The following is a 13,156-nucleotide window of genomic DNA, read 5'->3' as shown; positions in this document are numbered from 1 at the left end:
ATATGAACATATTAATTATCAACTCAGGAAGTTCTTCTATCAAGTATCAATTGATTGAAATGCCATATGAAAAAGTAGTATGCGAAGGTTTGATTGAGCGTATTGGTGTAGGTCAAGAAAATTCAATATTTATATACAAATCCATTCATGGTGAAAATATTAAGATAGAAGGAACTATTGAAGATCATAAAGAAGGTTTGTCCTTGTTAGTATCTCATTTGTTTGATGAAAAAGTAGGTGTTATTGCCCAAAAAGAAGATCTAAAAGTTATTGGACATAGGGTGGTACATGGAGGAAGTGCTTTTTCTAAAGCAGAAATAGTAACTCCAGAAGTAAAGGCAGAAATTAAAGAATTATTTTCTCTAGCACCTTTACACAATCCAGCACATTTATTAGGAATAGAAGTGTGTGAAGATTTGTTTCCACAAGCAAAACAAGTCGTTGTTTTTGATACTGTATTTCATCAAACAATGCCTGCGATTGCATATAAATATGCTTTGCCTAAACAATTGGCTGAAGAGAAAAAAATACGTGTATACGGTTTTCATGGAACCAGTCATAAATATGTATCTGAAAAAGCAAATGAGTTTTTAGGAACCACTCAAACAAAACTAGTAACGTTGCACATAGGTAATGGTGCTTCTGTATCTGCAGTTCAAAATGGTCTTTGTGTAGATCATTCTATGGGTTTTTCTCCAACTACAGGTTTGGCTATGGGAACACGTACAGGAGATATAGATCCTGCTGTGATTGTTCATTTAGTGAAGAATTTAGGATATACAGGGCAAGAGGTTAGCGATTTGATCAATAAAAAAAGTGGAATGTTAGGAATGACAGGCTACTCAGATTTTAGGGATTTGGTGAACCAGTCTGAACAAGGAAATAAAGATTGTACAGAAGCTTTAGAGTTGTATGCATATAGGGTTAAAAAATACATTGGTGCTTATACGGCAGCTATGAATGGTTTGGATGCTCTTGTTTTTACGGCAGGTGCTGGTGAAAATTGTATCGAAATTAGAGAATTGATATGTAAAGATTTAGAGTTTTTAGGAATTGAAATTGATAGGGATTTGAATAAGGTTAGAGCCAAAGAGTTAATCGAAATACAAGCTAAAAATTCAAAAGTAAAAATATTGATTATTCCTACCAATGAGGAATTAGAAATAGCCAAACAATCTTTTCAATTGGTATAACTATCAATTGTTTTAACTTTAATTTAAAGAAGACCTCTTTTAGAACTGACTGTTTTAAAAGAGGTTTTTTATGTAAGCTCAAAAAAAATTAGACATGATTTTGTTTATGATGTGTTGTTGTAGATGGAATACTAGTGTCTCAGGAACTTTTGCTACTTTACAGTACTGGCTCTAACAATTGTAGTAGAACAAAAGACAATACAGGGGATCCAATTCTAGGAAACACTTTTCCTTTGAATGTTAGAGGGAAAATGATTGTTATTTCTTTAGAGTTTTATGCTGATAATATACCTTGATTTGATAGAATTGAATTTATAAATAAAACTGTTACACTTGGATTCAAAGTTGTAACGCAACAAATGCGTACACTACTTTACGGTTTATGATATGTCTGCAACCTGAATTTGGACTAGTTTTCTACTGAAACCACTATTGGAAAATAGACAGATAGAAAAAGTTGACTAATTATTTTAGCTAATTTTTTTATATTGAAACCTGGATAGATTCACTAACGAGGTTTTTTTGTACTTATTTATTTGTTTTTATAGTCTTGATCTGAATCAAATCAACCAAGAAAGCAAATAACATTGAAAAGTAAATATATCCTTTAGGAATTTCAAAATGCAGTGCTTCTCCTATTAAAGAAACTCCAATCATCATTAAGAAACACAGTGCTAAAATTTTAAAAGAAATATGCTTGTTGATAAAATTCACAATTGGTTTTGAGGCAAAAATCATGATTAGAACACTTACAATAATTGCAGCATACATCACGTACAGATTACTGACCATACCAACAGCTGTGATAATAGAATCTATTGAAAATACAATATCTAGAATAAGAATTTCAATCAATAAATTAGTGAAAGTTGGTTTTTTAATTTTGGTAGAGTGATCTTTTTCTTGTTCCGTATGATGAAAAATTTCGGTACTTGCTTTGTAAAGTAAAAAAACACCTCCAACCAATAAAATAATATTTTTACCACTAAAGGACAAACCAAATAGAGAAAATAATTCATTGTCTAACCTTAAAATCCAAGAAACAACTGTTAACAATCCAATTCGGATAATAGCAGCTAGTGCCAGTCCGATGATTCTAAGTTTGTCTCTTTTTTCTTCAGGAAGTTTGTCTGTTAATATAGATATAAAAATAATGTTGTCTATTCCTAAAACAACTTCTAAAAATACTAATGATAATAATGGGATAATAATCTCTTGTAACATGAATTGGTAGCCTTTTATTTTAGATAAAGATATTTAATTAATTATAGGATTCTCTATGATTTTCTTATGAAATTTAAAAACAAAATAAAAGACTTTAAACGATACTCTTTATGAGATAATTGATTGAATTTTTTATTTATTAATAAAAATACTATAATTATAGAGATATGTGTTTTGTGTAAATAAAAAGCACTAAAAAATAAATCTTTAGTGCTAAAAAACAATTAAAAACAACAACTTTAAAAATTATAGGCCATATCCTGTATTTTGTTTAAACAATGGTAGTTTGTTTATTTCTTCTTGTGGAATTGGTAAGTAATAATGGCGTTCAAACCAAGGTCTGTTAATCACTGTATACTCTTCATTTGTTACATTTCCAAGGACATCTTTTTTCCATTTTAAACCTTTAATATCAAAACCTAAATTAGCTGTGTTCATCCATCTTCTCTCGTCATAAAAGTTATGACCTTCAAAACAAAGCTCAATTCTTCTTTCACGTTTGATAGCTTCTAATAAATCTACTCCAGAAACAGTAATTTCTGGTAATAATGCTCTAGAGGCTACTTTATTAACATACTTTCTCGCATTTATTTCATCACTTAAGTGATAACTTGCTTCTGCATAATTTAAATATACTTCTGCTAAACGATATAAAATATAAGGTCTACCAGGTGTAGTTTCTGTTAAACCAACACTTTCATTTTGAAATTTTCTAATATTATATCCCGTTTTAGAAGAATGCAATACATTTCCTAATCCCTCTGGAGAATCTAAACCATGCGGGTTTGTTGCTGGGTCATCTGATAAGAAATATTGAACATCTCTTCCTCTAAATTGAGCACCGTTATAAAGAATGTTTGCATAATATCTCATTTCACGATTATCGTTAGGATTTAAAGGATCATAAGTTCCTGTAGATGTGTCTGTACCATCTTCCATATTAAACTCTAATGCAAAATTATGAGTTGGTGATGAAAGTGCCCATCCTCCATAACCACTTGGACTTTGAGTTTGGTCTGGCAATGAGTTAACATCTACTCCAAATCCATAAACTGTACTCCCAAAAGCACGACCAAATAAAATATCTTGATTTACAGAAAGAAATAAATTTTGATATTCTTTAGCATCCGCAACAGAAATTAAATCCCTATCTGCTACAGCATCAATAATATCTTTTGCTGCATCTGCTGCATCTTCCCATTTACTTGCTTTTGTATAATCATACAATGGTCCATTTGGTACTGTAGATGAATCATGCAAATTACTAGCTGCATATAATAGTAAACGAGATTTTACTGCCATTGCAGATAAACTAGTAGCTCTACCAAATTCGTCACTTGGTCTAGTTTCTGGCAATACTGCTATTACTTGATCTAATTCTGAAACAATAAAGTCTACACACTCTTCATATGAGTTACGGGCTAAATCATAAGAATCATCTAAACCACCTGCTTTTTCAATAATAGGTACTCCTCCCCAAAGATTAATTAACTTAAAGTAGATATTAGCTCTCAAAAATCTCATTTCGGCAACTAAAATAGCTACACCACTTGGATCTTGAGACATAGCTTCACTACTTTCTACTTTTTCTATAAAATCGTTTGCTTCTCTAATGTAAGACCAGTAGTTTTCCCACTTTAGTCTAAAATCACCAACGTTTGTTGGGGTCCATCCCGCTCTTAATCTTAATCTATCTTGATCCTTAAAATTAAACTTAGCCTCATAAGAACCACTTTCTAAATTGTACCTTCTAGACCACCAAATACTATTGTTATATCCCCAAGTCTCCGTACTATTGTAGGTCTTAAACAGTAAGTTTTCTACCAAAGCTGGATCAGAAAGTATTACTGTTGCATCAGTCCTGTTTGTGGGTAACGTGTCTAACGAATCTTCACAACTAGTTAGACTTAGTGTTGAAACTAAAATCCCCAAACATATATGTTTATATTTTTTTATATTTTTCATTTTATCTCTTTTTAAAAGTTAACATTTACTCCAACAGTGTACGTTTTTAAAGATGGATACGTTGCATCTCTAAAATTGTTAAAGCTAGTAGCTTCTGGATCCAATCCTAAGTCATAAATGTCAGAGAACATTGTAAATAGGTTAAATCCTCTTGCAAAAACTCTGATGTTTCCAAATTTTAATTTTTCTTTTTTAAAAGTATAGGCAACCTCAACTTCTTTTAATCTTAGAAAAGAAGCATCTTTTAAGTAAATATCAGCACCTTCAAAGTTTGCCGAATCTCCACTTTGATTTCCGCTAAAAGGGTCTGCTTGACCAAAAGCCCTAGGAAAACTAGCATTTCTATTTTCAGGTGTCCATCTATTATTAAATACAAAATCTGGTTTAGCACCTACTTGATCAAAGAATACTAATGTTTTAGCACCAGCTTGTCCCTGTAGTAAAAAGTTAAATTCAAAATTCTTGTACTCTATACCTCCAAAAACTCCATATTGTGCGTTTGGAATATTGGTTTCATCGACTCTTACTCTATCGTCTCCTGAAATTTCACCATCACCATTTGTATCTACATAAATTGGTTCTCCTTCAACAGTATTAGGTAGTTTTACAGCAGTAGCATCTACCTGTGCTTGATCTTTGAAAATTCCATTTGTAGGATAAACTAAGAATGAATTAATTGGTTTACCTTCTTGTTTTTGGTAAGACAAGACTCCATCTGCTTCATTAATATCAACAACTTCGTTTTTAGCTAAAGAATAATTCATCCCTAGGTTATAACTAACTTCTCCAATTTTATCTGCCCATGACATTTCAAATTCGTAACCCCAACTTTTGGTTTTTGCAAGGTTTACATCTGGTTTTTGTGCATCAGAGATTCCTGAAATGGCAGGTAAGCCATCAGTATCTTGTCTTAAGATGTCAGATCTTTTTTGATAGAAATAGTTAATATCTGCATTAAATTTTCTATCGAACATAGTAAAGTTTAATCCTAAATTTTGCATATGTGCAGTTTCCCAGGTTACTTCTTGATTTGCTAACGTTTGTAACCCAAAGGCATTTACTAAACTACCTGAGTTACCAAACACATAATATCTAGGTAAAGCTGCATCTAAGTTTGTGTTTCCAGAAACATATCCTGTTGACCATTGAAATGCATCAATTCTATCATTACCCATTTTAGACCAAGAGGTTCTTAACTTTAATTGATTTAACCACGAAACATCTTCCAAAAAACTTTCTTTAGAGATATCCCAACCAAGTGCAAGACTAGGAAATGTTCCATATCTATTTCCTGTATAAAAATTACTAGAACCATCTCTACGCAAGGTTAAGTCTACGTAATATTTTTTATCATAATCATAAGATAAAGAACCAAAAAAATCTAATCTTTTAAATTCTGTAGACTCACTAGATGTTAACTGTTGTTCTTGATCTCCAAAAGTTAACTCTGTAGATGTTGCTGTTGGGAAAGCACCTGATCTTTGTGCCCAATAAGATCTTGTTTCTGAGGTTAAATTTTCTATACCAACAAATCCACTAAAATTGTGGTTTTTTACTGATTTAGCATAATGCATTGTTGCATTTAATAAAAGTTCATCGTATTTCCAAAATGTATTTCTTAGAATTCTTTGTTGACCTCTTTGAGAAAAACCAGTTTGAGGAATATAATCAGCTCCTTGTAAAGTATAATAGGTCCAAGGTGTGTACCATGACTTTTCATCGTTATTCATTTTTCTAATTCCTGCAAAACCTTTTACACTTAAACCTTCTGTAACTTTGTCTAGGTTTAAATCAAAAGAAAATTTTCCTCTTAAATCTGTATCTTTTCTGTTTACAGAACCGGATTGGTTACTTGACATAATTGCTGGATTTGCTCCGTTCTCTCCTCCAAAAGCTGGTAATCCATTTGGATAGATTCCTACTTGAGTAGGGAAGTTTGTATAGATATGTTTGTAAATAAATCCAGCATCTATACCTGGTTGTTTTCTATCTCCAAATCTTCCTAATAAATCTACCCCAATTTTTAAATTATCAAATACATTAATATCAATGTTTGATCTAATTTGTTTTTGTTTAAAACCTAAATCTCCAGATTTATACAATCCTTTTTGATCAAAGATATCACCACTAACAAAATATCTAGTTTTTTCATCACCACCAGAAATACTTAAACTAGTACGAGACTCTGGAGAACTATTTGCCAAGGTTAAATCTGCCCAATTTGTGTTTGGAAAATTTATTGGATCATTTCCAGTTTTGTATGCTTCAATTTGTTCTGTAGTATATGGTAAAGCTGCACCATTTCTTTCTGCAATTTCATTTTCATAAATAGTAAACTGTTCAGATGACATTAAACTTGGAGTTCTAGAAAAAGAAGAAGAGCTATAGGATGTAGTAAAATTAATTTTAGGATCTCCTGATTTACCTCTTTTGGTTGTTATTAAAATTACTCCGTTGGCAGCTCTTGACCCATAAATGGCAGCAGCACCATCTTTTAATATTGTTAAAGAGGCTATGTCTTGTGGTGATAAATGAGAAAATGAACCGGCTTGCATTCCATCTATTAAAATTAAAGGAGAGTTGTTACCTGTGGTAGACATACCTCTAATTAAAATGGTCGTTGTATCATCATTTGTATTTCCTCCGTTTCCATTACCAGCTCCAGGATACCCTCCACGATCACTAATAATTAAACCAGAAGCACGACCTGCTAAAGATTTAGCAATATCTTTACTAGAAGATTTTTCTATAACATCATCAGCAATGGTAGATACAGATCCTGTTAAATCTCCTCTTTTTCTTGTGGTATAACCTAATAAAACAACTTCATCAAGACTTGATACATCACTTTCAAGAATTACATCTATATTAGTTTGGTTTCCTACAAGTATTTCTTGTGTTTTGTATCCTAAATAAGAAATTACTAAAATCGTTTTTGAAGGGCTGTCTATTTCCATTTTAAAGTTTCCATCAAAGTCGCTAACAGTTCCTTTTGGAATTCCTTTGACAACAATATTTACACCAAATAAAGGTCCATCCTTATCAGAAATTGTTCCTGTAATTGTTGTTTTTTGCTGTGCATAAATTGCGTTTGTTTCTATTTTGTTTGTATTTGTAGCGTTTATGTGTAAGAAAGAAAATGTGAAAAGACAAAAGAAAATTTTGAGTTTACTGTTAGTACTTAATATATCAAGGGTCTTATTCCTTTTGATAAAATAATTTTTCATAGGTGTATAATTCAGTAGTTAAAAGTTTAGTTTAAAAAAAGCAAAAGAGGTTTACTCATTATTTTGTGTTTTTATTGTTTATAAATTTAATTATGTCTTTTATTTGTGTCATATTATTAGTTTTTTATGTGTTTTATTGTTAATTATATAATTTCAAAACTAGTTTATATATTTGTTTAAAACCAATACATAATTAACATATGCATACTTAAAATTGTCTATTTATGTTTTTTAGTAAATGATGATGATTTTTTTTGATATAAAAAGACTTGAATTGTTAATTTTGTGGTTTGGATGTTATGTTCGCTATTGTTTCATAATATATAAGCAAACAAAAAAGGATTCCTTTTGTATATAGCACAAGAGGAATCCTTTTTAAAAAGGGTAATAAAAACAAAAAACCTTTGCTAAAGCAAAGGTTTTATATAAGCAAGATGTTATTTTTAAATTATTTTACTTTTTCGACGATGGCCTTAAAAGCTTCTGGGTTGTTCATAGCCAAATCAGCTAAAACCTTACGGTTTAGTTCGATGTTGTTAGCTTTAACTTTCCCCATAAACTGCGAATAAGACAATCCATGATTACGTGCACCCGCGTTGATACGAGTAATCCATAATCCACGGAAACTTCTTTTCTTGTTTTTTCTATCGCGGTAAGAGTAGCACATAGCTTTCTCTACTGCATTTTTTGCTACCGTGTAAACGTTTTTACGTCTTCCAAAATAACCTTTAGCTTGCTTCAAGATTTTTTTTCTTCTATTTCTTGAAGCTACTGAATTTACTGATCTAGGCATAATTTCAATGTGTTTTGTAGTAAGGCCATTTTCAATTTTCAATTAGCAATTAATAATTGCATTATTGTCCGTTGTTAATTGTTTTTTGCCCACTCCATGGTTAATAATTAATATTCCCGTTAAGCTTAAATTACTTTAAGTTTAATTGATTTTTGATGTTTGCTTCATCACTTTTGTGAACCAACCCGTCATGAGTTAATTTCAATTTACGCTTTTTAGACTTCTTTGTTAAGATGTGACTTTTAAAAGCGTGCTTTCTCTTTAATTTCCCAGTACCAGTAACTTTAAAACGTTTCTTAGCACTAGATTTTGTTTTTAATTTAGGCATCTCTATAAGTGTTTATTCTTGCTTATTTTATTGTAAATCAGTAAAAAAATACTGTTTTTATTTCTTCACCTTTGGAGCTATAAACATAATCATACGTTTACCTTCCAGTTTAGGCATTTGTTCTACTTTACCATATTCTTCTAGTTCTTGTGCTAATTTTAATAATAAAATTTGCCCTTGATCTTTAAATATGATAGAACGTCCTTTAAAGAAAACATAAGCTTTTAATTTTGCTCCATCTTGCAAAAATTTTACAGCATGTTTCTTTTTAAACTCATAATCGTGTTCATCTGTTTGAGGTCCAAAACGAATTTCTTTTACGGTTACCTTTGTAGCTTTCGCTTTGATAACTTTATCACGTTTCTTTTGCTCGTACAAAAACTTTTTGTAATCGATGATTTTACAAACAGGAGGAACTGCTTTGGGAGAAATTTCTACCAAATCTAATTCTTGTTCACGAGCTATCTGTTTCGCTTTGGATATTGGATACACACCAACTTCGATGTTTTCTCCTACCAAACGTACTTCGTCCACAAAACGAATTTCATCGTTAATTCTGTGTGGGTTCTCTTTAATTACTCTTGCGGGTCCTCTGGACCTTCTTCTTTTAATTGCTATGGCTATCTATATTTTGCTCTTATGTTCTCACATAAGAAGATTAAACTCTATTTGAATTGTACTAATGTTTTGTTTACTTCTTCTGTAACTAAATTGATAAAGTCAGCTGATGAAAAAGTTCCTAAGTCACCTTCTCCATGTTTTCTAACAGAAACACTTTCCTCGTTTTCTTCTTTTTCACCGACAATAATCATGTAAGGTATTTTGCTTACTTCAGCATCTCTAATCTTTCTACCTGTCTTTTCACTTCTATCGTCTATGAGCGTGCGAATTTCGGAATTTTCTAGCAATTCTGAAACTTTTTCTGCATATTTCTGATATTTCTCACTGATTGGTAGGATAATAACTTGCTCAGGCATTAACCAAAGAGGAAAATTACCTCCTGTATGCTCTAATAATATAGCAATAAAACGTTCCATAGATCCAAAAGGAGCACGATGAATCATTACAGGTCTATGGTCTGCATTGTCAGAACCTTTGTAAGTTAAGTCAAATCTTTCAGGTAAATTGTAATCTACTTGAATAGTTCCTAACTGCCAACTTCTACCCAAAGCATCTTTAACCATAAAGTCTAATTTAGGTCCGTAGAAAGCTGCTTCTCCAGTTTCTACTACATAATTTAAACCTTTTTCTTTAGCGGCATTTAAGATTGCAGTTTCTGCTTTTTTCCAATTTTCATCAGAACCAATATATTTTTCTGGATTTTCAGAATCTCTTAAGGATACTTGTGCTGTAAAATCTTCAAAACCTAAAGCTGTAAAAACATACAACACCAAATCAATAACATCTTTAAACTCTTGATCTAATTGATCTGGAGTACAGAAAATATGTGCATCATCTTGTGTAAAACAACGTACACGTGTCATTCCGTGTAATTCACCACTTTGCTCGTATCTATAAACAGTACCAAATTCAGCATAACGCTTAGGTAATTCTTTATAAGAATAAGGTTTAAAGTTAAAAACTTCACAGTGATGAGGACAGTTCATTGGTTTTAACAAGAACTCTTCATCCATTTTTGGGGTTTTGATAGGTTGAAAACTATCTTCTCCATATTTTTCATAGTGACCAGAAGTCACATATAATTCTTTTTGACCGATATGCGGAGTCATCACCATTTCGTAACCGGCCTTCTTTTGAGCTTTCTTTAAAAAGTCTTCTAATCGAGATCTTAAAGCGGCTCCTTTAGGCAACCATAAAGGCAATCCTTGTCCTACTTTTTGAGAAAAAGTAAACAATTCTAATTCCTTACCTAATTTACGATGGTCACGTTGTTTTGCTAATTCTAATAATTCTAAGTATTCAGTCAACAACTTGGCTTTAGGGAAAGAGATTCCATAAATACGAGTCAACTGAGGATTTTTTTCATCACCTCTCCAATAAGCACCCGCAGCGCTCATTACTTTTACTGCTTTTAAAATTCCAGTGTTAGGAATATGTCCTCCACGACATAAATCGGTAAAATCATCATGATCGCAGAAAGTAATTTCTCCATCTGTTAAGTTTTCAATCAACTCAACTTTAAAAGGATTTCCTTCTTCTTTATACTTGGCCAAAGCATCTGCTTTAGAAACTTCACGTAAAGTAAATTCGTGTTTTCCTCTAGCCAATTCTAAAAACTTTTTCTCAATATTAGGAAAGTCATTTTCAGAAACTTTGTGTTCACCAAAATCAATATCATAGTAAAAACCGTTTTCAATGGCAGGACCAATGGTTAGTTTTACACCAGGGTACAATTGTTGAATAGCTTGTGCTAATACGTGTGCAGAAGAGTGCCAAAAAGCTTTTTTTCCTTCTGGCTGATCAAATGTAAATAAGGTTAAGTTACCGTCGGTGGTTAATGGGGTTTTGGTTTCAACGGTATTTCCATTGAAACTTGCAGAAATTACATTTCTAGCTAAACCATGGCTAATACTCATAGCCACATCCATTGGCGTACTATTTTGTTCGTACGCTCTTACACTCCCATCGGGTAAAGTAATATTAATCATTATTGATATTTTTTTGCTGAGCAAAGATAGGGTATTAATTGTAAGATAAAAACATTCAAAATTAAAGTTTTAATGCCTTTTTACTTTGGTTCAATTGTTTAAAACAGCCTTGTTTTACAGAGTATTAAAATTGTATGTGATTCTTTGACTTTTAAATTTTTAAATCTTTGAATAAAAAGTTACTTTTGCGCATGCAACAAAAAGTACTTATTCTAGATTTCGGATCTCAAGTTACGCAGCTGATAGCTCGTCGAGTGAGAGAATTGAACATTTATTGTGAAATTCACCCATACAACAGCGAAAAATACAATTTTGCTGATTACAAAGCAGTTATTTTATCAGGTTCTCCACACTCAGTTAGAGGGGTGAATGCACCTAAAATTGACTTATCAGAAGTAAAAGGTAAAAAACCATTATTAGGGATCTGTTATGGAGCTCAATACTTAGCGCACTTTTATGGTGGAGAAGTAGGAGCATCCAATACAAGAGAATATGGTAGAGCTAACTTATCTTTCTTAGATCATACGAACCCTTTATTTGATGATATCAAAGAAGGAAGTCAAGTTTGGATGAGTCATTCTGATACTATTTTAAGATTACCGGCCAATTACGAATGTATTGCAAGCACACCAGATGTGAAAAATGCTGCATATCATGTAAAAGGTGAAGACACCTATGCAATTCAATTCCACCCAGAAGTATATCACTCTACAGACGGAACTAAGTTGTTAGAAAACTTTTTAGTAAAAATTGCAGGAGTTGCTCAAGAATGGACACCTAATAATTTTGTGGAAACTACGGTTCAAGAAATTAAGGACAAAGTAGGAAATGATAAAGTCGTTTTAGGATTGTCTGGTGGAGTAGATTCTACCGTAGCAGCAGTATTATTAAACAAAGCCATTGGAGAAAACCTGTATTGTATATTTGTAAACAATGGGTTGTTACGTAAAAACGAATTTGAAGGTGTGTTAAAGCAGTACGAAGGTATGGGCTTAAACGTAAAAGGAGTAGATGCTACCGATAGGTTTATGAAGGCTTTGGCTGGATTGTCTGATCCTGAATTAAAGCGTAAAGCTATTGGAAATGCTTTTATTGAAGTTTTTGATGCGGAAGCTCATTTAATAGAAGATGTAAAATGGTTGGCACAAGGAACTATTTATCCTGATGTTATTGAGTCTGTTTCTGCTGATGGAGGACCCTCAGCAACGATTAAATCTCATCACAACGTAGGAGGTTTGCCAGATTTTATGAAATTAAAGATTGTAGAACCTTTACGTATGATTTTTAAAGATGAAGTTCGTAGAGCAGGAAAATCTATGGGAATTGATCCTGAATTGTTAGGACGTCATCCTTTTCCAGGACCAGGATTGGCTATTCGTATTTTAGGAGATATTACAGCAGAAAAAGTAGCGATGTTACAAGAAGTAGATGCTATTTTTATCAACGGATTAAAAGAGCATGGATTGTACGATTCAGTTTGGCAAGCCGGAGCTATCTTATTGCCAGTACAATCTGTAGGAGTGATGGGAGATGAGCGTACGTATGAAAAAGCAGTTGCTTTACGTGCCGTTGAATCTACCGATGGTATGACCGCAGATTGGGTAGATTTGCCTTATAAATTTTTACAAGAAATTTCTAATAAAATTATAAATGGAGTGAAAGGAGTAAATAGAGTTGTTTACGATATTAGCTCTAAGCCACCCGCAACTATTGAGTGGGAATAAACATAATTTAAAGCCAAACTAGAACTCTTTAGTTTGGCTTTTTTTAAACTTAAAGAGTGCAATTATCAAAAGTTGGTTTTACCAATAAACAGC

Annotated in this window: 9 protein-coding genes; 2 read left to right on the top strand and 7 right to left on the bottom strand. The window is 32.2% G+C overall.

All coding sequences use genetic code 11. From position 1 onward, the window contains the following. Positions 1 to 2: 2 nt before the first annotated feature. Complete coding sequence (locus tag Q4548_RS03940; RefSeq protein ID WP_303451780.1) at positions 3 to 1,193, top strand: acetate/propionate family kinase; 1,191 nt, start codon at positions 3 to 5, stop codon at positions 1,191 to 1,193. A gap of 528 nt (positions 1,194 to 1,721) precedes the next feature. Here the strand turns inward: Q4548_RS03940 and Q4548_RS03935 are convergent. The 7 genes from Q4548_RS03935 to thrS all read right to left on the bottom strand — a co-directional run bounded on the left by Q4548_RS03935 (position 1,722) and on the right by thrS (position 11,339). Then, the gene (locus Q4548_RS03935) at positions 1,722 to 2,417 is read right to left on the bottom strand and encodes a TerC family protein (RefSeq protein WP_303451777.1); all 696 of its coding nucleotides are present in this window, start codon (positions 2,415 to 2,417) and stop codon (positions 1,722 to 1,724) included. A 246-nt stretch (positions 2,418 to 2,663) separates the two neighbouring features. Then, positions 2,664 to 4,382: a RagB/SusD family nutrient uptake outer membrane protein gene (locus Q4548_RS03930; protein ID WP_303451775.1), complete on the bottom strand. Its 1,719-nt coding sequence runs from the start codon at positions 4,380 to 4,382 to the stop codon at positions 2,664 to 2,666. Positions 4,383 to 4,393: 11 nt separating this feature from the next. After that, the gene (locus tag Q4548_RS03925) at positions 4,394 to 7,609 is read right to left on the bottom strand and encodes a TonB-dependent receptor (RefSeq protein WP_303451773.1); all 3,216 of its coding nucleotides are present in this window, start codon (positions 7,607 to 7,609) and stop codon (positions 4,394 to 4,396) included. A gap of 448 nt (positions 7,610 to 8,057) precedes the next feature. Further along, on the bottom strand, positions 8,058 to 8,402 hold the full coding sequence (gene rplT / locus Q4548_RS03920) for a 50S ribosomal protein L20 (RefSeq protein WP_303451771.1): 345 nt from the start codon (positions 8,400 to 8,402) through the stop codon (positions 8,058 to 8,060). A 130-nt stretch (positions 8,403 to 8,532) separates the two neighbouring features. Continuing rightward, on the bottom strand, positions 8,533 to 8,730 hold the full coding sequence (gene rpmI / locus Q4548_RS03915) for a 50S ribosomal protein L35 (RefSeq protein WP_010134986.1): 198 nt from the start codon (positions 8,728 to 8,730) through the stop codon (positions 8,533 to 8,535). Positions 8,731 to 8,787: 57 nt separating this feature from the next. Beyond that, positions 8,788 to 9,306 carry a translation initiation factor IF-3 gene (gene infC, locus Q4548_RS03910; protein WP_303452392.1) on the bottom strand — a complete coding sequence of 173 codons (519 nt, stop codon included), beginning with the start codon at positions 9,304 to 9,306 and terminating at the stop codon, positions 8,788 to 8,790. An 89-nt stretch (positions 9,307 to 9,395) separates the two neighbouring features. Further along, the gene (thrS, locus tag Q4548_RS03905) at positions 9,396 to 11,339 is read right to left on the bottom strand and encodes a threonine--tRNA ligase (RefSeq protein ID WP_303451765.1); all 1,944 of its coding nucleotides are present in this window, start codon (positions 11,337 to 11,339) and stop codon (positions 9,396 to 9,398) included. Positions 11,340 to 11,530: 191 nt separating this feature from the next. Between thrS and guaA the strand changes: the two genes are divergently transcribed. Next, on the top strand, positions 11,531 to 13,063 hold the full coding sequence (gene guaA / locus Q4548_RS03900; protein ID WP_303451763.1) for a glutamine-hydrolyzing GMP synthase: 1,533 nt from the start codon (positions 11,531 to 11,533) through the stop codon (positions 13,061 to 13,063). The last annotated feature ends 93 nt before the right edge of the window (positions 13,064 to 13,156 follow it).

Source organism: Wenyingzhuangia sp. 2_MG-2023, assembly GCF_030548295.1.
Lineage (GTDB): Bacteria > Bacteroidota > Bacteroidia > Flavobacteriales > Flavobacteriaceae > Wenyingzhuangia.
This window is presented reverse-complemented; position numbering and strand designations above follow the sequence as displayed.